We start from the raw sequence: 24,521 nt of genomic DNA on the forward strand, positions 1-24,521 counted from the left end.
CTGCAAGGCGCCGGCCGCGAGCTGCTCGACTCGATCGCGGAGGTCGAGCGCAACGTCACCTCCGCGGCGGCCGTGGCCGAGCAGGGGGAGAAGCTGACGGTCGAGGCCAACCAGCAGGTCGCCGCGCTCGGCGATGCCAGCGCCGAGATCAACGCCGTGGTGCGGAGCATCCAGTCGATCGCGGCCCAGACCAAGCTGCTCGCGCTCAACGCGACCATCGAGGCGGCCCGCGCGGGCGAGTCGGGCAAGGGCTTCGCGGTCGTCGCGGGCGAGGTCAAGGAGCTCTCGACCGAGACCGAGCGGGCCACTGACGAGGTCAGCGCGAAAGTCAACGCCATTCAAGCCCGCGTCGACGCGGTCACAGCGTCCCTGGCCGAGATCCACACCGCCGTCGGGGAGATCAACCAGACCCAGCGTCTCATCAGCAGTGTTCTCACCGAACAGGTCGCCACGACCGGTGCCATCCTCAACTGAACCCGGAGCCCCCACGATGTTCACTGACCAACGCCCCGCCTGGGACCGGCTGCTCGAAGGCAACCGACGGTGGATCGAGGACCGCAGCACGGCCGCCGGTGACCGCGGCGCCTCCCGCCGCGCCCAGCTCAGCCAGTCACAGGCGCCGTTCGCCCTCGTCGTCGGGTGCGCCGACTCGCGCGTACCGGCCGAAATCCTGTTCGACCAGGGCCTCGGCGATCTCTTCGTGGTCCGCACAGCCGGTCACGTCGTCGACTCGGCCACCCTCGGGTCGGTCGAATACGCCGTTGGCATGCTCGGCGTGTCCCTCATCGTCGTACTCGGCCACGAGGGATGCGGCGCCGTTGCCGCTGCCACCGGTGTCGTCGACAACGCGGCCGTTCCGGCCGGTTACGTCCGCGACATCGCCGAGCGCATCACCCCCGATGTGCTGCGGGCCCGGTACGACGGCGCCAAGACGGCGGGTGAGATCGGTGCGCTGCACTCGCTCTACACGCTCGACCTGCTACGCGAGCGTTCGACGGTCGTCGACCGGGCAATCGGCAGCGGCGCTCTCCAGGCCGTGGCTGCCCAGTACTGCCTGTCCACCGGCGCGGTCACCGAGGTCCGCAACTCGGCCCGGCTGCTCACCGCGGTCTGACCTCAACTGACCGGCCGTCCCGGTGCCCCGCCCGGGACGGCCGGTCAGCGTGTTTCCTCGATGCGTTCCTCCCCGCGGCGGCGCAGCATTTTGAGGCCGGGCAGGCCGGCGATGGCCAGGTGCAGGTCCTCGGTCACTTCGAGCAGCTTGTGCAGGTCGGGGCCGACCTGGTCGAGCTTGCCCAGCAGCGGCATGACGTCGTCGATCAGGTGGGCCCGCAGCGCCGGGAGTTGGTCGATCATCCGGATGGCCGCGGTGACCTCCTCGGGCGAGAGTTCGTCCACGAAACGCTGAGCGATCGGGGCGCCTTTCAGAAGCGTTCCCGCGTACGCCTCCAGCAGCGCACCGGCTTCGCGGGCCGCTGCCTCGGCCTGGTCGACGACGCCCTCGGCGCGCGTGCTGACCTCGGTGGCCCGGCCCACCACGCCCGCGGCCGCATCCGACACGCCGACCGCCCGCAGCACCACCGTGTCGGCCCGCTCGCTGATCTTCTCAGCGCTGTCCACGACGACCCCGGCCCGTGAGCTGATCTCTTCGGCGCTGCCCACGACGACCCCGGCCCGCTCGCTGACCTTCTCAGCGCTGCCGACGACGACCCCGGCCCGTGAGCTGATCTCTTCGGCGGTGGTCACGACACGATCGGCCCGTGAGCTGATGGCGACCGCCTGCCCCACCACGTCGGAGGCGGCCGCCGCGATCGTGCGGGCCTCGGTGACCGTCGACTCGGCCGCCTCGACGACCGCGGACACCCGCCGGATCAAGGTCTCGGCCTCGTCGGCGAGCATCGTCACCCGGCTCACCAGCAGCTCCGTCTGGCCGAGCAGGCCGACCACCCGTACGGGAACGGTGGCCACCGCGGCCGCGGTCTCGACCACCTGGCCCACGGCGTAACGGGTGATCTCGGCCAGGGCAGACGGTGACACCAACGGGAAGCGCATCCCTCCATCATGAGGCAGAACGTCACATCCGGCCGGTAGTCACCCGTGGTGAGCGCGCGTCACCCGTACGTCGATAGTCTTTGTCAATCTCGTATGTGACGCACGCTAGGACGCACATGGGTTGGCGCGACACGGCACTATGGCAGGCGTGCGACGTACGCGAAATTGGATCGTGGCCATCGCGGTGGCCGGGGTCCTCGGCGGTGCGGGGTTGGTCGGTTTGGGCATGATGCGCGACGACTCCGACGGCAGGCCTGTCGGGACCTTCAGCGACGCGGCCAATGCGACAAACCAGACACAAGTGCCGAGGGCGCGCGCTCAGGCGGCGCCGGTCCCCACTCAGGCCGCGGAACGCGCCAAGCGGGTGAAGGCCCTCGACGCCGCGCTCAAGAAGTACGCCGCCACGGCCCCCGAGTTCTCGGTCGCCGTACTCGACCGCCGCACCGGGCAGCGCTACTCCTACCGGGGCCGCGAAAAGTACGAGACCGCGAGCGTCGTGAAGGTGCAGGTGCTCGCGTGTCTGCTGCTCAAGGCGCAGGACGCCGGCCGCGACCTCACGGAGACCGAGTTGTCGCTGGCCAAGCGCATGATCCGGCTCAGCGACAACGACGCCACCACGTCGCTGTTCGCCAAGCTGGGCCGGGCGAGCGGCCTCAGCGCCTGCAACAAGCGGCTCGGGCTGACCGAAACGAAGGTCAACAGCGCCTGGGGCCTGACCCGGACGACCGTGAACGACCAGGTCAAGCTGCTGTCGGAGCTGGTCGACACGTCCGGCCCGCTGGACGCCGGCTCGCGCAAGCTGGCCTACACGCTGATGAGCACGGTCGACGACAGCCAGGACTGGGGCGTGCCGGCCGCCGCCCGCGGCACAGAGAAGTTCACCGTGAAGAACGGCTGGCTGGCCCGCTCGACAGAGAACTACCGCTGGATCATCAACTCGGTCGGCCGGATCACCGGTCCGGGCACCGACGTCTCGATCGCCGTGCTGTCCCACGACAACGCGACCATGTCCAGCGGCATCGCCTCGGTGCAGAAGGTCGCCAAGCTCACCCGCCAGCACCTGAAGTACTGACGCGGGCCTCGCGGCGCTTGCTGATCCACGAGACCGCCTGGTTGACGATGAGGATGAGCACGACGGCGGCGACCACACCCTCCCACGGCTCGGGAAAGATCGACCCGCCCGCGACCCCGATGCCGGCGTAGACGCTCGACCACAGGGCGCACGCCGGGATGTTGGCCACCACGAACGTGCGCCACGATATGCCGAGGAAGGCCGCCGCCAGCAGCACCGGCACCCGCCCGCCGGGAATCAGGCGCGAGACCAGCAGCACCGGGATCTGGCTCTTCTGCAGGCGCTCCTTGACCGATGCGAGGTGCTCCTCGTCGCGCAGCCAGCGCAGGCGCCGGGCCAGCTGCTCGCCGCCGAGCCGGCACATCGCGTACATGACCAGGTCGCCCACGTACGCCCCGGCGGCGCCGGCCGCGATCACGAAGACGATGGTCAGCGGGTGATGCTCGTGGAAGGCCAGCGCGGCCGCGCCGCTGACGGCCGCGCCGGTCGGCACGACGGGCAGGATGGCGCCGAACGCCACCACCGCGAACAACCAGGCCAGCGCGCCGAGGGTCGCGGTCACGCGGCGGGGCCGATCGTCAGGGTCTCGCCGGGCGTCAGCACGCGCACCCGCGAGTCGGGGGCGGCCCGCTCGGCCCGGCGGGCGAAGTTCTCACCGGGGTCGCGGAACATGTGCGAACGGACGCGGGCCAGACCCATCGGCCACAGCGTGCCGTAGTGCACCGGCACCGCCCAGGCCGCCTTCGCGCGGCGCAGGGCCTCGGCGCCCGCCTCCGCGTCGAGGTGCCCGTGCGAGCCGAGCGTGGGACCCCAGCCGCCGACCGGGATCAGGGCCAGGTCGAGCGGGGCGAGGTCGCTCATCTCGTCGAACAGGCCGGTGTCACCCGCATACCACGTACGGGAGGCGCCCTCGACGACGAAACCGATGGCGATCGCGCGCTCGCGTGACCAGGGACCGCGGCCGCCGTCGTGGCGGGCGGGCACGGCCCTGACCCGTACGGAATTGACGGTGGTTTCCTCGCCGGGGGCCAGCTCGACCGTACGGGAAACCGCCTCTGAACCCAGGCAGCGGGCCACGAACGCCGCGGCGCCGCGCGGGACGATCAGCAGCGGGCTGCCGCCGAGCTTGCGCAGCGAGGCGACGTGGAAATGGTCGGCGTGCAGGTGGGACAGGAGCACGGCGTCGGGCGCCCCGGTCAGCGCGGGCGTGGGACCGGTCATGCGTCTGAGGTGGGCGACCCGATCGGTGAGCACCGGATCGGTGAGCAGGGTGGTGCCGGAGTCCTCCAGCCACACCGTGCTGTGCCCCCACCAGGTGACCGCAGTCATGCTCACGAACCAACGGTACAGAGGCGTGGGGGAGTTTCAGCCGCCACCTCTGCCGGGCACACTGTCCGCGTGACGGGACCCCGCAGCGCAGTCGTCGTGAACCCCACCAAAGTGCCCGATATGGACGCCCTTCGCCGCCTGGTCGAGGAGGGTGTCGACCGCGTCGGATGGCCCAGGCCGTCCTGGTACGAGACGACGCCCGACGATCCGGGTCAGGGGCAGGCCCGGCAGGCGATCGAGGAGGGCGCCGAGCTGGTGTTCGCCTGCGGCGGCGACGGCACGGTGATGGCCGTGGTGAGCGCGCTGGCCGGCACCGACGTGACCATGGCCGTGCTCCCGGCCGGCACCGGCAACCTGCTGGCGGCCAACCTGGGCCTGGGCGCCGACGCCGCCACCGGTGTGGAGGTGGCGATCGAGGGCGGGCGGCGGCGCATCGACGTGGGCGTGTGTGACGGCAAGTGCTTCGTGGTGATGGCCGGCATGGGTTTCGACGCCCAGATGCTGGAGGGCACGAGCGAGCAGGCCAAGAAGCGGATCGGCTGGCTCGCGTACGTGGGCGGGGCGGTCAAGCACCTGCGGGACAGGCCGATGCGGGCCCGGATCGTCCTGGACGACCGGCCGCCGATGCCGCGCCGCCCCCGTACGGTGATCGTGGGCAACGTCGGCCGTCTGCAGGGCGGGGTGCGGCTGCTGACCGAGGCCGACCCGGCCGACGGGCAGCTCGACGTCGCGATCCTGAGCCCCAACAACCTGGCCCACTGGGCGTCGCTGGCCTGGGGTGTGATCCGCCGCTCCGAGCGGGTGCCGCTGATGGAGACGTACACGGCCTCCAAGGTCGAGATCCATTCCCGCGGTACGCAACCCCGGCAGCTCGACGGCGACCTGATCGAACCGGGCCGCCATCTCAAGATCTCCGTACGGCCCCGGGCCCTGCTGCTCAGTGTCCCGCAGCCCGACGGCGACCCCGACCTCGCGTACGACGTCAGCACCGCGGCCGAGGCGGCCGAGGAACTGCGTGAGGCGGCTCGTGAGTAGCACGCAGCCGGTCCCCGAGACGCGGGACATGCGGGGGGAGGAGCTGTCGGCCGACGACGCCGTGCACGCGCTCTGGCACTACGGGCGCTGGCCGCTGCTGCGCGACGCGTTCGTGCGGTTCCGCTACGGCGACGGGTTCAGCCATGCCCGCGCCTTCGCGTTCCAGCTCTGCCTGGCCATCGTGCCGTTCCTCATCGCGCTGGCGGGGCTCGCCGCCGACCTGGGGGCCGAGGACGGTGGCCGGGTGGTCGCCGAGACCATCCTGGAACTGACCCCGGGCGCCAGCGACCCCCTCGTGCAGGAGCTGCTCGAGGACAGCGAGAGCAGCAGCGACGCGGGCGAGGTGGCGCTGACCCTGGGTCTGATCACCGGCCTGGCCGCGCTGATGACCGCGATGGCCCAGATCGAGCGGGGCGCGAACCGCATCTACGGCGTCGAGCGGGACCGGCCGGCGCTGTTCAAGTACATCCGGGCCGGGCTGCTCGCCGTGTTCGCCGGGATTCCCGCGCTGGTCGGGTTCCTGCTGCTGGTGGGCGGCCGGCCGTTCGGCGACGCGGCGGCCCGCCACTACGAGTGGGCGGCGGACCTGCGGGTGGCCTGGGATTTCGTCCGCTGGCCGCTGAGCCTGCTGCTGATCGTGGTCGCGGTCGGCCTGCTGTTCAAGTATTCGCCGCGCCGGCACCAGCCCGGTTACTCCTGGCTGCTGTTCGGGGCCGTGGTCGCGACCGCGCTGTGGTGGCTGGCCAGCCTGGCGCTGGCGGGGTACGTGCGCTTCGGCAGCAACTTCGGCGCCACGTACGGGCCGCTGACCGCGATGATGGCGTTGCTGCTCTGGGCCAACCTCACCGGCATCGCGCTGTTCCTCGGCATCGCTTTCGCGGCCCAGCTCGAGGCGGCCCGCGTCGGGGTCCCCCGGCCCGCGCTCACCGACAGGTGGGAGCCCTCTGCCAAAGGGCCCAAGCCGGCGGGAAACGGACGCGGTGTACGCGCGAAGCGCTCCGGGTAAAGGCCTGTCCGTGACGGACGACAAGCATGTGGTGGAACGCGCCGGCTGGGCGCCGGTCAGGCATTTCGCCGAGCGCAGCATCGCCGGTCTGATCGCCGTGGTGCTGGCCGGTCTCGGCTTCGGGTTGCTGGCGTTGCTCGTGCGCGGCAACTGGAGTCCCCTGCGCCGGCTCGACCAGGGGATCGCCGATGGCATGAACAGCCTGGTGGCGCCGCACGAGGCGGCCGTAAAAGTGATCACCACGATCACCTCGCTGGGCGGCCGCGGGGTGCTGGTCCCGCTGGTCGCCATGGCGGTGCTGTGGCTGTTGATCCGCCGCCGCCCTCGCCTGGCGATCTATCTGGCGGTCACCGGGCTCGGCGCGGCGGTGCTCGACCCCTCGCTCAAGGCCCTGGTCGGGCGGGTCCGCCCGGTGGTTGCCGACCCGGTCGCGTTCGGCGGCGGCAACAGCTTCCCGAGCGGGCACACGCTGGGCGCGACGATCGTCTGGGGCTCGCTGGCCCTCGTGCTGCTCTCCGCCACGCGCGGGCGCCGGAAGGGCTGGATCCTGACCGTGGCCGCCCTGATCATCGTGGCCGTCGGGCTGAGCCGTATCGCCCTGAGCGTGCACTTCCTCTCCGACGTGCTGGCCGGCTGGCTGATCGGCCTGGCCTGGATCAGCGTCACGGCGTACGCGTTCCGGGTGTGGCGCCGCGAGGCCGGTCGTCGCGTCCCGTCCGTCACCGAAGGCCTGGAACCGGAGGCCGCGGGGGACCTGGCGCCCGCGCCGGCCGAGGAGAGGGTGCTGCCCCACCCGTGGGCCAAGGGGGCCGAGATCCTGGTCGGCTGGGTGTTCACCTTCGGCGTCCTTTACTTCGTCGGGTACGCCCTGACGAAGTGGACGCCCGGCACCGGGTTCGGCGCGTGGGACGAGGGAGTGAACCGGTGGCTGCAGACCTTCCGCACCGAACGGCTCGACCACCTGAGCTGGCTCGCCTCCAAGGCCGGCGACACCCACGCGATCCTGATGGTCTGCCTGGTCTTCTGCCCGCTGGCGCTGGCCCTGTGGCGGCAGTGGCGGCCGGTCGTGTTCATCGTGCTGACCATGGCGGGGGAGCTGACCCTGTTCCTGAGCAGCTCCGCCGCCGTCGGGCGCCCGCGTCCGCCGGTCGAGCAGCTGGACGGCCAGATGCCGACCTCGTCGTTCCCGTCGGGGCACATCGCGGCCACCATGTGCCTGTGGGTCGCCATCGCGGTCGTCGTGATGCCCCGCGTACGGCAGTGGTGGCGCTACGCCTTCCTGGCCCTCGCGGTGCTCATGCCGGCGATCGTGGCGCTGTCCCGGATGTATCGCGGCATGCACCACCCGACCGACGTGCTCGGGGCGACGCTGCTGACGGCCTGCTGGGTCGGAGCCCTGTATCTGATCCTGCGGCCCGCTGAACGGGCCGAGACCGTCAGCGAGGCCGCCGAACATGCGCAGGCCGTGCATCATGAGCAGCACCGGCCGGTCGCAGCCTGAACCCGGACGGTTTCCCCGCCATCGACCGGGAGCGAGTCATGACCCTGCGTTTCATGACGTGGAACATCAAGACCGGCGGGAAGGGACGCCTCGACGCGATCGCCACGGTGATCCGCCGGGAACGTCCCGACCTGCTCGCCCTGCAGGAACTGCGCGGCTTCGAGCGCGACGACGGCCGGGTGATGAGCGAGCTGGCCGACACCGTCGGCATGATGCCGCACCTGGCCCGCTCGTTCCTCGGGCAGCCGGTCGCCGTCCTCGTCCGGCCACCCCTGCGGATCACCGGCCGGGCGGTGGTGCGGTTCCGGCTGCATCACGCGGCGGCGGTGGCCACGGTCGCGACCCCGGACGGCCCGCTGCGCGTGGTCAGTGCTCACCTGAACCCGTTCTCGCCGTACCGCCGCATGCGTGAGGCGGTGTGGCTGGCCGCGCGTTACCGGCCCGACGAGATGCCCACGATCGTGGCCGGCGACCTGAACGGCCTCGACCCTGGCACCGACCACACCGCGACCCTCGCCCCGCAACCCGGCTTTCTGCGGGCGCGTCACCTGGCCGCGGACGGCACGGCCGACACCCGGGCGCTGGCCGCGTTCCTCGACGCCGGATACGCCGACCTGTGGAAAGTGGCCGGTTCGGGCTCGCCGCTGACCGTGCCGACCACCCGCGGCGGCGGTCGCGAGTTCTCCCGGATGCGCCTCGACTACGTGCTGGCCGGTCCCGGGATCGCCGCCGGGGCGACCGGCATGACCGTGATCCGCGGTGACGAGACCGAGTTCGCCTCAGATCATTACCCCGTACGCGTCGATTTGCCGTAGATGATCGATTTGATTGGGGCGCGCTGATCGCTATCATCAGCGACGGCCGCACTCGGAAGCATTTCAGTGAGGGAGTGCGCGAAACCGGAGGCGTTCGATGGCAGATCAGCGCTTCGCGGTGATTGTGGGGGTCAATGACACCCGCACCCGCCTGCGCTTCGCCGAACGAGACGCCGAGGCCGTCCACGAGCTGCTCGAGCTCGAGGGCTTCGACGCGCGGCTGTTCACAGGCCAGCATGTCACTGCGAGTGATGTCAAGGCTGCGCTGCGCCAGATCGCGACGCGCGCCGACAAAACGGATCTCCTTGTTGTCTATTTCGCCGGGCGCGCGATCACTCCTACGTGGAGTCGGGGCGCGGAAACCTATTTGGTCACTCCCGATCTGGACGAATCCGCCCTTTCCGTCAATCCCGATTCGGGGCTGCGGATGGCGTTTCTCGAGCGGGACGTGCTCGAGTTCTTCGCCGGCACGGCGATGCTCGTGGCCGACGCCGCCGGCCCCTCCGGGTTCCTGGGGCCGCAGAGCCACCGGTACGCCGCCCTGGTCTCCTGCGCGGAGGACGCCGCGGAACGGGAGACCCCCGTCGTCGGGCACGGCGTGCTCACCGCCCACCTGCTCGCCACGCTGCGCCGGCAGCCGCACATCACGTTCGGCGAGCTGACCCGAGCCGTACGGGCGCAGGGTCTGTCCCCGCTGGTCACGGGGCCGTCATGGGCCGAGGACGTGGTGCTGGTCGGCGCCGCCGGCGCCCCCGCCCCGGCTGTGCTGCCGCTGGCCAACCCGCTCGACGCCGCGACCGGCGAGATCGGGCAGCTGATCCGGCGGCTCTCGCAGCACGCCCGCATGCCCCGGCACGCCGCCCCGCGTTCGACCGGCACCCGTGCCGACGCCGGGGTCGCCGCGCCCTCCCGGGTCGAGTACGTGCGCGCGGCCACCAAGGCCCACTCGACGGCCCTGCTCGAATACACCTCCGGCGGGTTCCAGCCGATCGACTCGAGCAAACGGTTCGACCTCGAAGCGATCCGCCCGATGCTGCGGTTCCCGCCCGGCGCCGACTGGTTCGGGCACACCGCCCACGACGACCACCGCACGGTGCTGTGCGTGCCGCTGCGCCACGCCGAGGGCCGTTCGCTGCTGCTGGCCCTGGTCGACCCCGCGCCCGAGCTGCTGGGACTCGGCCAGCCCCTGGCCAAAATCCTCGAAACCGTCTGGCGTACGGACTTCGCGGCAGCCCCCGACGAGGCCGAGATCGAAGTGCTGACCGCGCTGCGCGCGGCGTTCGGCCGGCTGCCCCGCGCGCTGTTCGAGGACTGCTTCGAGCTGTACCGCCGGGTGCTGGAGTCGTACAGCGTGGTCTTCCAGCCGGTGATCACGCTCGGCAAGACCGCCCGGCGGATCGAGGTGCACAGCTACGAAGCGCTGGCCCGGCGCTCGGCCTCCGACTCCCGGGCCCCGGTCGCGATGCTGCGGCTGGCCGAGGTGTGGGGCGACCGGTTCGTGGTCGAACGCGACAAGGTGATCCTGCGGATGGCCCTGCACACGTACGCCCGCGCGCACGCCGAGGGCCCGTGGGCCCAGCCCAAACCCCTGTCGATCAACGTCGCCGTGCGCTCGCTGCTCAGCGACGCGTACGTCGAGGTGCTGCGCACGGCGATCGCCGAGCTGGGATTGGAACCGGCGGCGATCACCTTGGAGATCTCGGAGCAGGACCCGATCGAGCCCCGCCGCGGCGAGCAGTGGGCCGAGGCGCCGCACGCGTACTTCCACAAGCGACTGGCCGCGATCGCCCGCGACGTCGGGGTGGCGTTCGCCGTCGACGACTTCGGCGAGGGGTACGCGTCGCTGTCGCGGATGGCCGAACTGCCGCTCACCCAGATCAAGGTGGACCGGGCCATCCTGCACCACCCACTGGCCGCCAAGGAGCTGTCACTGGTGATGGACACCGCCCGGCACGCCAGCCACGCGCCGCGGGTCGTCATCGTCGAAGGCGTCGACGACGAGTCCCCGCTGACGCTGCGTGAGATCTACGAGCAGCGGATCCGGCACGTGCAGGGCTACATCACCCAGCAGCCGGCCCGGCCCGGCCTGAGCCGGCTCGAACCCGAGGTGTGCGAGCGCATCGCCGCCCTCGTACGCGGGGACGACGAGCATCGCGGCACCCTCATGACCAGGCCCCGGGCAGCCGGTGACCTACCGATGCAACGCGGCGCCTGACACCCCGGCGGCTTCCACCGCGCGGACCCGTCCCGGACGCGGCGTAGGCTGTAGGCCGTTCGCCGGGCACCCTCCGGTCCGTGACGTCGTCACCAGAGCCCGCGAACTACCGCGACAGCGGGGATGGGAACACGGGTGCGGATAACACCAGCCGACATACACAACCGGGTCTTCGGGAAGTCGCCGCTCGGCAAACGCGGCTACGACGAGGAAGAGGTCGACGGCCTCCTCGACGAGGTCACCCAAGAAATGATCCGTCTGCTGGAGGAGAACGAGCGGCTGCGGCAGCAGTCCGGCCGCGAGCCCGCCCCCCAGCCCGGACCAGACCTGCGTGGCGAACTCGCGGCGGCCGGCGAACGGCTCGACCGGGCCCGCCGGGCCTACGACGGGGCGGAACGCCGCGCCCGCGAGACGCAGCAGCAGCTCGCCGCGGCCCGGCGCGCCGCCGCCGAGGCACCCGCGCTCGCCGCCCCCAGCGGCTCCGACGTCCAACGCGTGCTGGCCATGGCCCAGCGCACCGCCGACGACCACATGCGCGACGCCGAGCGGGAGTCGGCGACACTGCTGGCCGAAAGCCGGGAACGCTCCGACCAGGTGATCCGCGAGTCGATCGCCAAGGCGGAAGCGCTCGAATCGGACGCGCGCCGCGACTACGACCGGTCGATCGCCGGCGTCGAAGCCGACCGCCGCCGGGCCCTGGCCGACATCGAAGGCCTGACCACCCTGGCCGGGCAGTACAGGGCCGGCCTGATCGAGCACATGGCCCGTCAGCGATCCTTCATCGACAGCGCCGGCCCGGACGCCTAACGGTTGAACCGTTCGCGGCGCACGGTGGGCTTCTTGCCGCGGATGGTGCTCTTCTGCAGCGACCGGATCACCCTGTCGGCCTCGGCCTCGGGCACCTCGACCAGCGCGAACCGGTCGGTGATCTGGATGGCGCCGACGTCGCGGGCGGGCAGCCCCGACTCGTTGGTGATGGCGCCGACCAGGTCCTGCGGCCGCAGACCGGCCCGGCGTCCCAGCCCGACGAACACCCGGGTCAGGTCGTCGCTCGACGACCGGGACCGGCGCTCGTTCGGGTAGCGGGCACCCGTGACCGGCTTGCCCCGGTCGCGTTCCCGGGGCGGCATCGCCGTCGGGATCTCGGGCTCGTCGACGTCACCGCCGTTCGCGTCGTGCAGCAGCTTCAACCCGGCCAGCGCCACCTGCTCGAGGTCGGCCTCGTCGGTGAGCAGATCCAGGATCGGGCGGAACCGCTCCAGATCCTCGTCCTCGTCGGCCAGGGTCTCGCGCACGGTCGTGCGAAGCAGCTCGAGGCGCCGGGCCCGCAGGTCGGTCACGGTGGGCAGTTTCTCGGGGGTGATCCGCTGCCCGGTGAGGCGTTCGATGGCCTTGAGCATCCGCTGCTCACGCGGCTCGGCCAGGGTGATCGCGGCGCCCTCGCGCCCGGCCCGGCCCACCCGGCCGATGCGGTGCACGTAGGCCTCGGGCGCGGCCGGGACGTTGTAGTTGATGACGTGCGTCAGCAGGTCCACGTCGAGGCCGCGGGCGGCGACGTCGGTGGCCACCAGCAGCTCGGTGCTGCCGCCTCGAAGCCGGCCCATGACCCGGTCACGCTGGTCCTGGCTCATGCCGCCGTGCAGCGCCTCGGCCCGGTAACCCCGGCCGTTGAGGCTCTGGGTGACCTCGTCGACCTCTTCCCTGGTGCGGCAGAAGACGATGGCCGCCTGCGGCGCCTCGACGTCGAGCACACGGCCCAGGGCGGCCGTCTTGTGCGCCCGCGCGATCAGGAACGCGCTCTGGCGCACGCGGGGCAGCGCGTCGGCCTGCGTGGTGTCGCGGCCCATCCGGATCCGCAACGGCTCCCGCAGGTGCCGGCGGGCGATGGCGTCGATCCGCGGCGGCATCGTGGCCGAGAACAAGACCGTCTGCCGGGTCTCGGGCGTCTCGGCCAGGATCGCCTCGATGTCCTCGGCGAAACCCATGTCGAGCATCTCGTCGGCCTCGTCGAGCACGACGGCCCGCACCTCACCGAGCTGCAGCGTGCCCCGCTCGATGTGGTCGAGCACCCGGCCCGGCGTGCCGACCACGATGTCGACGCCGCGCTTCAGCACCTGCAGCTGCCGGCTGATCGGCTGCCCGCCGTACACCGGGAGGACCCGGACACCCAGTTCGCGCCCGTAGCGGTGCACCGCCTGCGAGACCTGCTCGGCGAGCTCGCGGGTCGGCACCAGCACCAGCGAGGCCGGCCCGCTCCGCGCCCCCGGCTCGAGCGTCCGCGGTGCCGGTCCGCTCTGCGCTTCTGGTCCGCTCTGCGCTTCTGGTCCGCTCTGCGCTTCTGGTCCGCTCTGCGCTTCCGGCCCGAACCTCTGCAGCAGCGGCAGCGCGAAGGCGGCGGTCTTGCCCGTGCCGGTGGCGGCCTGCCCCACGAGGTCATGCCCCGCGATCAGCGGCCGGATCGCCTCGCGCTGGATCGGGGTGGGTTCCTCGTACCCCAGACCACTCAGCGCGCGAAGCAGTTCCGGCCGCAGTCCGAGCGCGGCGAAGTCCGCAACAGCATCCAACTGGTCCTCATCCATCCCCACAGGATACGAAGCCCGCCCCGCCGGGGTGACGATGACCTGCCTCGCCGCCGTCAGCCCGCCCCGAACACGTTCGATGCCCACCGCGATCGCCACGACGACAACCCCACTTCGCACCTCCGGGCGGGTGCCGTCCGAGGCTCAGCGCGACAGGAGAAACGGGGCCAGGACCTCACGGACCCGGACGTCGACGGCGCTGGTGTCAGCGCCCCCGGTCGAGTTGCTCCACGTCCACCACGCTGCGGGAGAAGGCCTAGTCGAGCTTGGTGCCCGCGTCGAAGGCGAAGGCGGTCACTGGCAGCCGCTGAAGCCCCGAGACACCGTCGTTGACCAGACCCGAGGACAGCCCCGACAGGATCACCACCAGAACCGCGACAAGGGCGACGACGCTCCCTATGAGCGTGAACCGTCGGCGCGCGAAGCGAAGCTCGCGCAATGCCAGGAACGTCGATCCTCCTCCCGGGTTATGACTCGATTGGCTGACCGCGACGGCCACTGCAATGCTGTTGTCGTAGCGCAGTCGGCGGCGGCATCGCGGCGAGCGATCACCCATGCCCCGCACCCCGACCGTCACTTGCCATCCGGCGAGGTGGCATTCGACCTCTTCGGAAGCACTCCGACGCTGAGCTCGCGTCTCACCGACTTCGGTGCAGTCAGTCGGCAAATTCATGCGCCGGCGCAAAGCAAGGGCGGACAAAAGCGCCCACGCAAAAGTCTGGTGGGCGCAGGCGCCCACCAGACTAGAATCGACGCGACACAAGTGAACAAAAACCAGGTTCTTGATCTCTAACCCCGCAGTTCAAGAAGCCTGCTCCCCGCGCACGCGGGGATGATCCCCATAATTCGCGCCTCAGGTACACATTTAAGGGCTGCTCCCCGCGCACGCGGGGATGATCCGGCCGAGCAGCGCGTCCGGGTCGCCAGGCTGGCCTGCTCCCCGCGCACGCGGGGATGATCCCGGCATCGTGTGGTACTACCGGGACAACGCAGCCTGCTCCCCGCGCACGCGGGGATGATCCCCATCGGGTGATCGCCCCGGTTGAGGCGATGGGCTGCTCCCCGCGCACGCGGGGATGATCCGACATCGGACCCGTCTGATGAGCTCCTGGGAAACTGCTCCCCGCGCACGCGGGGATGATCCCTCGGGGCTGGAGACAGGTTGGTTCACGGTGCGCTGCTCCCCGCGCACGCGGGGATGATCCGTGCTGCTCGACAGCAGCGTCGGGTCGATCGCCCTGCTCCCCGCGCACGCGGGGATGATCCGGAGTACCCCGACCTGCCGTGGATGGAGCCGCGCTGCTCCCCGCGCACGCGGGGATGATCCCGAGCGCGGCCAGCAGCCCCCGCGACTTGTTCACTGCTCCCCGCGCACGCGGGGATGATCCGTAGTGCGTCAGGAACTCGTCCAGGGGAATGGACTGCTCCCCGCGCACGCGGGGATGATCCGCCTTCATCTACCTACCCCCGACCAGCCCCATCCTGCTCCCCGCGCACGCGGGGATGATCCGTCGCCGCCCAGCGGACAACTCCGTCGGACTCCTGCTCCCCGCGCACGCGGGGATGATCCCTCGGCAACCGCGACGACGAGATGGCCCGCCACCCTGCTCCCCGCGCACGCGGGGATGATCCGACTGGGGCCTCTACCTGGGCGGCTGGGGCCTCCTGCTCCCCGCGCACGCGGGGATGATCCGTACGGGCCGTTGCCGGGGTGGGCATGGATGGCCTGCTCCCCGCGCACGCGGGGATGATCCGTGACCACCGCCCCCGCGACCCCCAGCCGGTTCCTGCTCCCCGCGCACGCGGGGATGATCCCGGCGGCGGCATCACGGCCGCGCAGTCGACGACCTGCTCCCCGCGCACGCGGGGATGATCCCTGCGGCTGCTCGATGACCCGATGTACGCGATGCTGCTCCCCGCGCACGCGGGGATGATCCTGACCATGGCCATGCAGGATTACGAGCTGGACGCTGCTCCCCGCGCACGCGGGGATGATCCCGTGACCTGCGCGAGCCTGCTCACCCTCACCGACTGCTCCCCGCGCACGCGGGGATGATCCCGTGCCGGCCATGAACGGCTCGCCGGACTCGGCCTGCTCCCCGCGCACGCGGGGATGATCCGTCTCGATCGCGCCTACGGTCCCGTACATCTGCCTGCTCCCCGCGCACGCGGGGATGATCCCGGGAACAACTACATGCAGGGCGCCCACCTGTGCTGCTCCCCGCGCACGCGGGGATGATCCCGTGCCGGACCGCGGGTACAACGACGTGCCGCACTGCTCCCCGCGCACGCGGGGATGATCCGGAAAAGGACCTTAAGGTTGCCCTTGCGATCAACTGCTCCCCGCGCACGCGGGGATGATCCGGCGTCGAGGGCGCCGGCGACGACGGTTTGGATCTGCTCCCCGCGCACGCGGGGACTTTGAACCCGAACCGCGTACGCCGGGGATTTCGTCCGCGCGGGCCGCTCATACCGGTCCGTTTTGTTTCGCTCGGGTGAGGGCGCAAGCTAGCCCTTGCTTTCCTGCCTGGAGGGCGGCGGACGTGACCGTTCCGGCACAGGCAGTCGTTGCGACACATGAGCAGGTTGAATGCCGGCGGTGATGGACCTGGCCGAACCCGACCACCATCCCGGCGCTTTCGTGCGTCCCCGCCGAACAACACGACGCCTGGCAAGTACGGCTATATGCCGCGGAGGTCGAGTTCGCCGCACGGGAGTACGGTCTTGAGCTGCAGGGCCGCGTGGGCGGCGGGAGGCGCGTACGACGTTCACCGTGGGTCTCAGGGCACGACGATGACCGTCCGTCCCGCGGCGTGGCCGGCGGCGTTGTGTTCCTGCGCGGCGGACGCGGCGGCCAGCGGGAACGTGTGCTGGACAGGGATTCGCAGGATGCCCTTGGTGTACAGGGCAGCGGCCTCGCGGAGCGCGCCCAGCATGTCGGTGGCCTGGTAGGACACTTGGGCCCCGTGTTGCCCAGCGGTGAAGTCCGCGATGGACAGCACCTTGGCCGGGTTGCCGGTGAGTTCGATGCAGGCGGGGATGACGCCGGCGCCCGAGATGTCCAGGGCGGCGTGGACACCGTCGGGCGCCAGCTCGCGGATCCGGGCGACAAGCCTTTCCCCGTACGTGGTGGGCACCGCCCCCAGGCCACGCAGGTACTCCTGGTTGGCCGTTCCGGCCGTGCCGATGACGGTGATGCCCCGGTTCGCCGCGATCTGGACGACGGCCGTGCCGACCCCGCCGGAGGCGCCGCTGACCAGCAACGTCTGGCCCGGTTGGACACCCACCTGGTCGAGGACGCGCAACGCCGTCTCGACGGGGATCGGGTAGCCGGCCGCCTCCTCGAACGACATGCCGTCCGGCATCGGCGCCCAGACGTCCAGCAAGGCGTGCTCGGCCAGCACTCCCTGACCGATCCCGAACACCGCGTCGCCGGGCCGGACGTCGGTCACTCCCGCGCCGACCTCGTCGACGATGCCGGACGCGTCGGTGCCGGTGCCGCTGGGCAACGCCACGTCGAACATCTGGCGCAGATGACCGGCGCGGATCTTGCTGTCGAGGCCGTTGACGCCGACCGCCCGTACGGCAATGCGAATTTGACCTTCCCCGGGGTGTGGCTCGTCGACGTCGTCGAGCGTGAGGACCTCCGGCGGGCCGTACCGGTGGAATCGGATCGCCTTCATGATGTGCCTTTCCGGGTGATGAGGAGGTCGTGGTCCGCGCCGGCGGCGGCCCACTGCTGGAGTACGGCGAGGTATCCGAGGGGTCCACGGCCGTACTGGCCGCTCATGACGGTCGGCCTCGGGGCGTCGAGTTTGCCCTCGTTGTTGTAGTAGCTCGGGGTGCATTCGGCCTCGTAGCGCGAGCGGTCGACGTGCACCCGGGCCAGCTCGCCGGCCCAACGCTGCTCTGCCTCGGGCGTGACCTCGGCGACCGTGACGCCGTCGCGCAACAGCCGGGCGATCAGAGCCGCGACGTGTTCGGCCTGGCGGGAGGTGACGTGCGGGATGTTGGTCGAGATGGCGGCCTGCTCGACCCCGCCGAGCAGGTAGAGGTTGGGGAAGCGGCTGGTCATCATGCCGTGCAGGCTGCGCATCCCGTGCTGCCAGTGCTCGGCCAGCGACACCCCGTCCCGCCCGGTCAGGTCGTAGCCGCCGGCCTCGTAGGTGTAGGCGTTGGTGTCGAACCCGGTGGAGTAGATGATCAGGTCGACCTCGTACTCGACGCCGCCGGCGACGACCCCGTCCTCGGTGAGGTGATCCACCCCGCGGCCGTCGGTGTCGACCAGCGTGACGTTGGCGTTGTTGAACGCCGGGTAGTAATCGTCGCTGAACAGCGGCCGCTTGCAGAAGTAGTCGTACCAGGGCTGCAGCGACGTGGCGGTGGCCGGGTCGTCGACGATGTCGGCCACCCGCTGCCGGATCTCTTCCATCTTCGCGAAGTCGACGGCCTGGATCGCGGCGAGGTCGGGGGCGGCCGCCGCCACCCGCCGGCCCATCCGGGTGGCCTCGTCGTCGATGAGGTCGGCCTCGACCGGCAGGCCGGACATGAGCTCGACGAAATGGTCCATGCGCTTGCGCTGCCAGCCGGGCTCGAGGCCGCGGAACCAGTCAGCGTCGGTCGGCCGGTTGTTGCGGGCGTTGACGATGGCCGGGGTGCGCTGGAAGACGTACACCTGCCGCGCGCTGCCGGCCAGGGCCGGCAGGATCTGGATGCTGCTGGCGCCGGTGCCGATCACCGCGACCCGCTTGCCGGCCAGCTTGTCCAGGTTGCCGCCCCACCCGCCGCCGGTGATCCGATAGTCCCACCGGCTGGAGTGGAAGGCCTGCCCCCGGAAATTCTCGATCCCCTTGATTCCCGGCAGTTTGGGCCGGTTCAGCGGGCCGGTCCCGATCGTCACGAACCGTGCGTGCAGCACATCCCCGCGATCGGTGGACACCACCCACCGGGACAGCTCGTCGTTCCAGGCGACCTGGGTGACCGTCGTCCCGAGCAGGGCCCGCGAATAGAGGTCGTAGTGCCGTCCGATCGCGCGGGCGTGTTCCAGCATCTCCGGGCCGCCGGCGTATTTCTCCGTCGGCATCGTTCCGACCTCTTCGAGCATCGGCATGTAGATGTACGACTCCATGTCGCAGCGCACGCCCGGATACCGGTTCCAGTACCAGACCCCGCCGAAGTCGCCGGCCTGGTCGACGATCAGGAAGTCGCGCACCCCGGCCTCGTCGAGCCGGGCCGCCATCGTCAGCCCGGCCCAGCCTCCACCGAGGACGAGCACGTCCACGTCGGCGAACCGGGCCTCGCGCGGCCGGCCGCCGGGACTGGACTCCAGGTAGGGATCGGCCGCGAAGTCCGCGTAGTCACCGCTCACGTCCAGGTATTGCGTGTTGCCGTCGGGTCGCAGGCGCTTGTCCCGCTCCTGCCGGTACTTCTGCCGCAGCCGTACGGGGTCGAACTCCATGACGCCCCTCCTGTGTTGTCTCGGCGTGACATCAAACTACACATGATGTCCCGACGCGACATCATGTTAGGCTGATGTCGCGACGTGACATACGACACCCGTACGAGGAAAGGCCGGTCAGCCCATGAGCAAGGCCCAGCGAGCGCAGGTCGACGCGATCCTGCGACAGCCCAGGCCCGCACCGCGGAATGTGGAAGAGATGCGTGCCGGGTTCGCCGCGGCGCAGGCCCGCAACCCGGTGCCGGACGGAATCCGTACGTCCGAGGCCACGCTCGGCGACCGCCGTGTCCTCGTGGTGGAGCCGATCGGCGAGCAGCGGCCGGGAACGATCCTGTACTTCCACGGGGGCGCCTGGATTCTTGGCGCACCGGAGACGGCGCTGCCGCTGACCGGCGCTCTCGTGGCGCGGACGGGTATGCGGGCGATGAGTGTGGACTATCGCCGGGCGCCGGAGAACCCGTACCCGGCGGCGGTGGACGACGGCGTGAACGCGTACCACGAACTGCTCCAGAGTCAGGATCCCGCGCGTATCGCCCTGGTCGGGGACTCGGCCGGGGGTTCGCTGGCCGTCACGACCGCGCTGCGGGCACAGGAGTCCGGGCTGCCCGCCCCCGCGGCCGTTGTCGCCTTCTCCGGCGCCTTCGACCTGACCCTCAGCGGCGAGAGCATGACCACCAAGGCGGGCCTCGACCCGACCTTCACGCGTGAGATGCTGACACCGCTGACCGGCATGTACTGTGGCGGCCAGGATCTGCGGGACCCGCACCTGAGCCCGGCCCTGTCGGCGGACCTCACCGGGTTCCCGTCGATGCTGCTGCAGGCGGGCACGAACGAGGTTCTGCTCGACGACTCGGTGCGCCTGGCCGCCCGGGCAATCGCCGCCGGCGTGGACACCGTCCTCGACGTCACCGCCGAGGTTCCGCACGTCTTCCAGGCCTTCGCGGGCATCCTCGACGAGGCCGCGCACGCCCTCGACCGCGCGGCCCTGTTCCTGGCCCAGCGTCTGCGCTGAGCCGCGCCCGGCGTTGTCACGACGAGTCATCAAGGCAGGTACCCTGACGCCATGCCCCGGTGGGAACACGGCAGTGAAGAGCGGATGAAGCAGGCCGCCATGGAGCTGTTCGAGGAACAGGGTTTCGAGGCCACCAGCGCGGTGCAGATCGCGCAGCGCGCCCGCGTCACGACCCGTACGTTCTTCCGCTACTTCCCCGACAAGGAAGAGATCCTTTTCGCCGACGCGAACGCCCTCAACGAGGCGCTCGTGCGGGAGCTGCTGCAGATTCCCGACCTCACGCAGCCGCTCGAGGCGGTGGCTCGGACCCTGGCCGGTTACGACTGGGAGAAGCTCGGCTCGCGAGAGGTGCTGCGCCGGCGGGCCGAGATGATCGCGTCGAACCCCCGGCTGCTGGAACGCGACCTGATCAAGCAGCATCAGATGGCCGACGGGTTCCGCCGGGTGCTGTGCGACCGCGGGGTCGAACCCGACGTCGCCGAGCTCGCCGCCGCCACGGGCAGCCAGATCTTCCGTACGGCCTATCGCAAGTGGCTGGAAGGCGCCGGCGACGCCGACCTGGCGACGGTCACCGAAACCGTGATGGCGCTGCTCGTCGCCATCGTGCCCCAGGCCCCGGCCACCCGGCGACGCTGATCCCCGCCGGCCCGCAGGCCGGCGCCCTTCACACCTTCGCGGGCCGGAGTCTGCCCGGATGACCTTCGCCTCACTGCGGGCGGGTTGACGTCGCGTCGTGACATCACTTAGTCTGATGTCACGACGCGACATCGGCGTCGTTCTCTCCTCGCCCCATTTTCCAGCAAGGGAGGAAACGGTGCCGGAACACAATCTCAGGAACTTCCCGTGGGGGAAGGTGCTCATTTCCCTCTCCGCGGCGGGAACGGGCATCGGTGTTTTCATCGCGGACTGGAACGAGTCACACATCTACAACCCGGCCTGGCCGCCGCACGCGAAATTCCACAACGCGCAAACCATGAGCATGGGTGTCGCGCTCGCGCTGGTGGTCCTCTATTACCTGTGGAAGCCGGCCCAGTCGCGGGCAACCCTGGCCACCGGCGCGGTGGTCGCGAGCATCTACGGCCTGACCCAGCTGTCCGTCGCTTTCTATCCGGGCGTCTCCAGCGTCGACCCGCCCGGCGAGAACACCTGGCCACAGCTGCTGACCACCCTGCCCAGTCTCGGATTCGTCCTCGGCGGCTATCTGCTGGAACGCCGCCGCCTCCACACCCTCCCGTACGCCCACTCCACCTCGCGCAAGGAGCAATGACCATGATCCTCGAAATCGCCCAGATATTCGTGCAGCCCGGTCGTGAGAAGGAATTCACCGAGGCGCACGTCACCGCCATTGAGGCCGTCGGGCCGCCCCCGGGAACGCTTTCCGTCCGCCTCACCCAGGGGGTCGAGACCCCGACGAACTTCATCCTCCTCGCCGAATGGACCGACCTCGCGGCGCACGAGCGTTACCGCGAGACCGAGCAGTTCGCGCAATGGCGGGCGGCGATCGCTCCGTACGTCGCCGGCCCCGCGGCCGTCCAGCACGTGCACGTCGTCGCCTGATTCCCTATCGAGGATTTGTTGTCAAGCGTGGGTTGGCTTGACGGTCCGTGACTGGGCCGTGGAGGATTCGTGTGGGGAAGGTCGCCTCGTTCGTACGCCTTGAGCGTCTTTTCGATCATGTCCCGTGAGGGCTTGTTGAGGGGCCTTCCCCGCCCTGCTGTTCTTGTTGCTGCGCCGCCGTCGGCGGATCTGTTCGGTCACGGTCCATTGCTCGGCGATGAGTTGTTTCGCCTGTTGTCCGGTGACCGGGGTGCCGTCGACGTCGCAGATGACGTAGGGCATCCGGCGGCGCATCACGGTCCAGAGCCGTTCGGCGAGCCTGCCGGCGACCACACAGCTGGCTTTGAGGTGTTCGGCGCCGCGTTCGACCATCTGCTGGTGGTAGACCTGCGCCAGCTGCGGATCCTGCTTGCGGGCCCAGTCCGCGGCCCGGATCAGCGTGGCCCGGGCCAGGCGGGAGCCGGCCTTGGACATCGGCTGGCCCTTGCGGTCGGTGTCGCCGGTCTCCGACGCCCGCGGCGCCAGCCCGAGGTAGGACTTGAAGTGCGCCGCGGTCGGGAACCGGGCGGCGTCACCGATCACCGCGGTCATCGCCGGGCCGCCGACCTCGGCCAGGCCGGGCAGGCTGCGGGCCAGCTGCATCGGGTCCACCCACCGGTAGCAGGACTCCCGCTCGGCAGCATGCGCGGCCAGTTCGGCGTCGATGGCACGCAGCAACCGGACCTCGGTGGCGATCTCGTCGGCCAGGTCGGTGAACGCCACGGCCGGATGATCGCCGTAGAGCTCGACCGCCGCCCGCGCCGCGGCCAGCCACTGCTCGGCCCGGGCCTGGCCTTGATGGTTCTTCGACTCGGTGACGATCAACGCGGTCAGCCCGTCACGGCCGAGCCGCAGCAGGGCACGCGGGTCGGCGTACTGTTCCAGCACCGCCAGATCCGTCTTGCCCAGGTCCCCGGTCAGCGGGGTGCACGGCATCACCTGCCGGACCAGGTCCTTGATCCGCACCTTGTGCTCCGAGGCGGCCATCGTCAGCCGGTCACACGCCCGTACCCGCCGGTCCAGCGCCGCCGCGGCCGCGTCCGGCAACTCCAGCGGCCGCAACCCGTCCGGATCGATCAACGGCAACCGCGCCAGGGTGTCAGCGTCGATACCGTTGGACTTGGCATGCCGCTTCAGGAACCGGCGCAGGTCCGCCGCTTTCGCGCTCGACACCCGGAACACCAGATGCCCACGGGCGGTGAAGAACACCGCGATCGGCAACCACGCCGGCCCGGTCGGCTCCATCACCACCTCCAACCGGGTGCCCGGCACCGCCCCGGCCAGAGCAGCCTGCTCAATGACGGTCAGGCTGTCCACCGTCGGCATACACCGCCGCCGGCACACCTCCCGCCCGGCCTCGTCACGCACCCGCACCGTGTGCGCCGACGCGATCCCCAGATCGATCCCGACCAGCCTGCGCTGCACCAACCGAACCTCCCCACACCACAGCCAGTAGTAACGGCTCCGGCCCGCCCGCGCAGGTCACACCGCACGACAGCCACGGTCCCAAGGAGGCAGAGCAATCTGACGACGGCTCCCACTCATGTGCTGCAACCGGGCCCGGCCTCTGACTGGACCGGCCCACTTCCCTCATCCGGGGCATCCGTGGCCAGACCAGCGGTGGCAATCAGTCGTACGAGGCTCTCCCTCAGACCCCAACTCGTCGCCTCCCCACCGGACCAACCGGGATGCTCATGCAACCCCAGGACACCGGACTGATCAAGTACCGGAGTTCCTTACATGACCCGAGTGGACCGGCCGCCCCGCGGAACCGGGCCTGTGAAGGAGCCGAACATGTCCGATCGATTCACCGACCGCGTCGCCGTCATCACCGGCGGCGCCTCCGGAATAGGCCTCGCCGTGGCAACGCAGATCGCGGCCGAGGGCGGCCGGGTCGCGCTGTGGGACCTCAACGCCGGCAACCTGGAGACCGCCCGCAGCAAAAGCGGCGCCACCTACACGCACACGGTCGACGTCACCGACCCGGCAGGTGTCGCCGAGGCCCACGCCGCCACCGTCGAGCGGATGGGACAGGTCGACATCCTGGTCACGTCCGCGGGCATCATCGGGCCCATGCGGCCGGTCAGCGAGCTGCCGTACGAGATCTGGCGGCACATCAGCGCCGTGAACCTGGACGGAACGTTCCTGTGCTGCCAGGCGGTCGTGCCGGCCATGCGCGACCGCGGCTACGGGCGCATCGCGACGGTGGCCTCGATCGCCGGAAAGGAAGGCGTTCCCGGCGGGGCGGCGTACGGGGCATCGAAAGCCGGCGTCATCAGCCTCACCAAGACACTCAGCAGAGAGCTGGCCCCGGCCGGCGTCATCGTCAACACGGTCACGCCCGGCCCGACGGAAACGCCCATGGCCAACGACGTGCCACCCGAGGCGGTGGCCATGATGAAGCGGCTGGTCCCCCTGGGCCGATTCGCGGCCGCGCAGGAGATCGCCGACGTCATCTGCTTCATGGTTAGCGAGTCGTGCAGTTTCACGACGGGTTCGGTGTTCGACGCCTCGGGCGGCCGCGCCGATTATTGACGAAGCCGTACATCGATACGTGGGTGCAGAGCATCCATGGTCACGTGGCGCTCGCCGAGGGAAGCCCGGGATGCGGAGGAGCGAATGGACACCCCGGCTTTACTGAGGTGGTGGCTGGAAACACCCGTTACTGCTCGCATGCGCGGGGAGCAGACCGTGGAGCCAACACTCCACAGGTCAGCGAAGACGTCCCCGCGGGGAACAGTCGAGCTTGTTTCCGTTCACCGGCTGCAATTCCGGAGCACCCCCGCATGCGCGGGGAAGAGGCCACCCCGTAGAACTTGCCGTTCGTCGCGTCCGGGGCACCCCGCGTGCG

22 protein-coding genes and 1 CRISPR repeat array are annotated in these 24,521 nt (G+C 70.6%); of the genes, 14 read left to right on the top strand and 8 right to left on the bottom strand.

Annotated features, from left to right (window positions below; genetic code table 11):
* Positions 1-72: 72 nt before the first annotated feature.
* Complete coding sequence (locus tag C8E87_RS46980) at positions 73-474, top strand: methyl-accepting chemotaxis protein (protein WP_438866191.1); 402 nt, start codon at positions 73-75, stop codon at positions 472-474.
* Between the two features lie 16 nt (positions 475-490).
* Positions 491-1,114, top strand: coding sequence for a carbonic anhydrase (locus C8E87_RS24510; RefSeq protein ID WP_133875257.1), 624 nt, complete (start codon positions 491-493; stop codon positions 1,112-1,114).
* 44 nt (positions 1,115-1,158) lie between these two features.
* Here C8E87_RS24510 and C8E87_RS24515 read toward each other — a convergent pair whose 3' ends face one another.
* On the bottom strand, positions 1,159-2,052 hold the full coding sequence (locus C8E87_RS24515; protein WP_133875258.1) for a hypothetical protein: 894 nt from the start codon (positions 2,050-2,052) through the stop codon (positions 1,159-1,161).
* Positions 2,053-2,191: 139 nt separating this feature from the next.
* Here C8E87_RS24515 and C8E87_RS24520 point away from each other — a divergent pair, with 139 nt between their 5' ends.
* Entirely contained in the window at positions 2,192-3,124 is a 933-nt protein-coding gene (locus C8E87_RS24520) for a serine hydrolase (protein WP_438866111.1), read from the top strand.
* Here the strand turns inward: C8E87_RS24520 and C8E87_RS24525 are convergent.
* Positions 3,099-3,686: a DedA family protein gene (locus C8E87_RS24525; RefSeq protein ID WP_133875259.1), complete on the bottom strand. Its 588-nt coding sequence runs from the start codon at positions 3,684-3,686 to the stop codon at positions 3,099-3,101. The genes C8E87_RS24520 and C8E87_RS24525 overlap by 26 nt on opposite strands.
* Positions 3,683-4,453, bottom strand: coding sequence for an MBL fold metallo-hydrolase (locus C8E87_RS24530; protein WP_133877061.1), 771 nt, complete (start codon positions 4,451-4,453; stop codon positions 3,683-3,685). The genes C8E87_RS24525 and C8E87_RS24530 overlap by 4 nt, the downstream gene beginning before the upstream one ends.
* A 120-nt stretch (positions 4,454-4,573) precedes the next feature.
* Between C8E87_RS24530 and C8E87_RS24535 the strand changes: the two genes are divergently transcribed.
* The 6 genes from C8E87_RS24535 to C8E87_RS24560 all read left to right on the top strand — a co-directional run bounded on the left by C8E87_RS24535 (position 4,574) and on the right by C8E87_RS24560 (position 11,832).
* A complete protein-coding gene (locus C8E87_RS24535; RefSeq protein ID WP_133875260.1) occupies positions 4,574-5,488 on the top strand; it encodes a diacylglycerol/lipid kinase family protein in 915 nt (304 codons plus the stop codon).
* A complete protein-coding gene (locus tag C8E87_RS24540; protein ID WP_133875261.1) occupies positions 5,481-6,494 on the top strand; it encodes a YihY/virulence factor BrkB family protein in 1,014 nt (337 codons plus the stop codon). Before C8E87_RS24535 ends, C8E87_RS24540 begins: the two co-directional genes overlap by 8 nt.
* Before the next feature lie 10 nt (positions 6,495-6,504).
* On the top strand, positions 6,505-7,995 hold the full coding sequence (locus tag C8E87_RS24545) for a phosphatase PAP2 family protein (protein WP_203720471.1): 1,491 nt from the start codon (positions 6,505-6,507) through the stop codon (positions 7,993-7,995).
* Between the two features lie 38 nt (positions 7,996-8,033).
* Positions 8,034-8,810 carry an endonuclease/exonuclease/phosphatase family protein gene (locus C8E87_RS24550; RefSeq protein WP_133875262.1) on the top strand — a complete coding sequence of 259 codons (777 nt, stop codon included), beginning with the start codon at positions 8,034-8,036 and terminating at the stop codon, positions 8,808-8,810.
* Between the two features lie 97 nt (positions 8,811-8,907).
* Positions 8,908-11,025 (top strand): EAL domain-containing protein, encoded by a 2,118-nt coding sequence (locus C8E87_RS24555; RefSeq protein ID WP_239079914.1) that lies wholly within the window; start codon positions 8,908-8,910, stop codon positions 11,023-11,025.
* Between the two features lie 135 nt (positions 11,026-11,160).
* Positions 11,161-11,832 carry a DivIVA domain-containing protein gene (locus C8E87_RS24560; RefSeq protein ID WP_166661228.1) on the top strand — a complete coding sequence of 224 codons (672 nt, stop codon included), beginning with the start codon at positions 11,161-11,163 and terminating at the stop codon, positions 11,830-11,832.
* Here C8E87_RS24560 and C8E87_RS24565 read toward each other — a convergent pair.
* From C8E87_RS24565 to C8E87_RS24580, 4 genes are all read right to left on the bottom strand, one after another.
* Positions 11,829-13,604, bottom strand: coding sequence for a DEAD/DEAH box helicase (locus tag C8E87_RS24565; protein ID WP_133875264.1), 1,776 nt, complete (start codon positions 13,602-13,604; stop codon positions 11,829-11,831). The two genes, C8E87_RS24560 and C8E87_RS24565, sit on opposite strands and share 4 nt — an antisense overlap.
* A 256-nt stretch (positions 13,605-13,860) precedes the next feature.
* Complete coding sequence (locus C8E87_RS24570) at positions 13,861-14,160, bottom strand: hypothetical protein (protein ID WP_239079915.1); 300 nt, start codon at positions 14,158-14,160, stop codon at positions 13,861-13,863.
* Between the two features lie 255 nt (positions 14,161-14,415).
* Positions 14,416-16,029: a CRISPR direct-repeat array (repeat unit 28 nt; unit sequence CTGCTCCCCGCGCACGCGGGGATGATCC).
* Positions 16,030-16,384: 355 nt separating this feature from the next.
* Positions 16,385-17,287, bottom strand: a complete 903-nt coding sequence (locus C8E87_RS24575; RefSeq protein ID WP_133875265.1) for an NADP-dependent oxidoreductase — start codon at positions 17,285-17,287, stop codon at positions 16,385-16,387.
* Positions 17,284-19,062 carry a flavin-containing monooxygenase gene (locus C8E87_RS24580; protein WP_133875266.1) on the bottom strand — a complete coding sequence of 593 codons (1,779 nt, stop codon included), beginning with the start codon at positions 19,060-19,062 and terminating at the stop codon, positions 17,284-17,286. Before C8E87_RS24580 ends, C8E87_RS24575 begins: the two co-directional genes overlap by 4 nt.
* 124 nt (positions 19,063-19,186) lie before the next feature.
* Here C8E87_RS24580 and C8E87_RS24585 point away from each other — a divergent pair, with 124 nt between their 5' ends.
* The 4 genes from C8E87_RS24585 to C8E87_RS24600 all read left to right on the top strand — a co-directional run bounded on the left by C8E87_RS24585 (position 19,187) and on the right by C8E87_RS24600 (position 21,631).
* Positions 19,187-20,074 carry an alpha/beta hydrolase gene (locus C8E87_RS24585; RefSeq protein WP_133875267.1) on the top strand — a complete coding sequence of 296 codons (888 nt, stop codon included), beginning with the start codon at positions 19,187-19,189 and terminating at the stop codon, positions 20,072-20,074.
* 51 nt (positions 20,075-20,125) lie between these two features.
* Positions 20,126-20,710, top strand: a complete 585-nt coding sequence (locus tag C8E87_RS24590; protein ID WP_133875268.1) for a TetR family transcriptional regulator — start codon at positions 20,126-20,128, stop codon at positions 20,708-20,710.
* Between the two features lie 178 nt (positions 20,711-20,888).
* Complete coding sequence (locus C8E87_RS24595; RefSeq protein WP_133875269.1) at positions 20,889-21,341, top strand: DUF6640 family protein; 453 nt, start codon at positions 20,889-20,891, stop codon at positions 21,339-21,341.
* A gap of 2 nt (positions 21,342-21,343) precedes the next feature.
* Positions 21,344-21,631, top strand: a complete 288-nt coding sequence (locus C8E87_RS24600; RefSeq protein WP_243755158.1) for a putative quinol monooxygenase — start codon at positions 21,344-21,346, stop codon at positions 21,629-21,631.
* Positions 21,632-21,652: 21 nt separating this feature from the next.
* On the opposite strand, the gene C8E87_RS24605 is transcribed toward C8E87_RS24600, so the two are convergent.
* Positions 21,653-23,095, bottom strand: a complete 1,443-nt coding sequence (locus C8E87_RS24605; protein ID WP_239080767.1) for an IS110 family RNA-guided transposase — start codon at positions 23,093-23,095, stop codon at positions 21,653-21,655.
* 369 nt (positions 23,096-23,464) lie between these two features.
* Here C8E87_RS24605 and C8E87_RS24610 point away from each other — a divergent pair, with 369 nt between their 5' ends.
* A complete protein-coding gene (locus C8E87_RS24610; protein WP_133875272.1) occupies positions 23,465-24,205 on the top strand; it encodes an SDR family NAD(P)-dependent oxidoreductase in 741 nt (246 codons plus the stop codon).
* The last annotated feature ends 316 nt before the right edge of the window (positions 24,206-24,521 follow it).

Origin of the sequence: Paractinoplanes brasiliensis (assembly GCF_004362215.1) — a bacterium.
Classification (GTDB): Bacteria; Actinomycetota; Actinomycetes; order Mycobacteriales; family Micromonosporaceae; genus Actinoplanes; species Actinoplanes brasiliensis.

What these genes read in the sequence shown, in the direction of transcription:
- C8E87_RS24570 (WP_239079915.1), bottom strand. Translation starts at nt 14,160, where the DNA reads ATGGGTGATCGCTCGCCGCGATGCCGCCGCCGACTGCGCTACGACAAC.
- C8E87_RS24575 (WP_133875265.1), bottom strand. Translation starts at nt 17,287, where the DNA reads ATGAAGGCGATCCGATTCCACCGGTACGGCCCGCCGGAGGTCCTCACG.
- C8E87_RS24520 (WP_438866111.1), top strand. Translation starts at nt 2,192, where the DNA reads ATGGCAGGCGTGCGACGTACGCGAAATTGGATCGTGGCCATCGCGGTG.
- C8E87_RS24535 (WP_133875260.1), top strand. Translation starts at nt 4,574, where the DNA reads ATGGACGCCCTTCGCCGCCTGGTCGAGGAGGGTGTCGACCGCGTCGGA.
- C8E87_RS24585 (WP_133875267.1), top strand. Translation starts at nt 19,187, where the DNA reads ATGAGCAAGGCCCAGCGAGCGCAGGTCGACGCGATCCTGCGACAGCCC.
- C8E87_RS24610 (WP_133875272.1), top strand. Translation starts at nt 23,465, where the DNA reads ATGTCCGATCGATTCACCGACCGCGTCGCCGTCATCACCGGCGGCGCC.
- C8E87_RS24590 (WP_133875268.1), top strand. Translation starts at nt 20,126, where the DNA reads ATGCCCCGGTGGGAACACGGCAGTGAAGAGCGGATGAAGCAGGCCGCC.
- C8E87_RS24580 (WP_133875266.1), bottom strand. Translation starts at nt 19,062, where the DNA reads ATGGAGTTCGACCCCGTACGGCTGCGGCAGAAGTACCGGCAGGAGCGG.
- C8E87_RS24530 (WP_133877061.1), bottom strand. Translation starts at nt 4,453, where the DNA reads ATGACTGCGGTCACCTGGTGGGGGCACAGCACGGTGTGGCTGGAGGAC.
- C8E87_RS24555 (WP_239079914.1), top strand. Translation starts at nt 8,908, where the DNA reads ATGGCAGATCAGCGCTTCGCGGTGATTGTGGGGGTCAATGACACCCGC.
- C8E87_RS24550 (WP_133875262.1), top strand. Translation starts at nt 8,034, where the DNA reads ATGACCCTGCGTTTCATGACGTGGAACATCAAGACCGGCGGGAAGGGA.
- C8E87_RS24510 (WP_133875257.1), top strand. Translation starts at nt 491, where the DNA reads ATGTTCACTGACCAACGCCCCGCCTGGGACCGGCTGCTCGAAGGCAAC.
- C8E87_RS24515 (WP_133875258.1), bottom strand. Translation starts at nt 2,052, where the DNA reads ATGCGCTTCCCGTTGGTGTCACCGTCTGCCCTGGCCGAGATCACCCGT.
- C8E87_RS24565 (WP_133875264.1), bottom strand. Translation starts at nt 13,604, where the DNA reads ATGGATGAGGACCAGTTGGATGCTGTTGCGGACTTCGCCGCGCTCGGA.
- C8E87_RS24600 (WP_243755158.1), top strand. Translation starts at nt 21,344, where the DNA reads ATGATCCTCGAAATCGCCCAGATATTCGTGCAGCCCGGTCGTGAGAAG.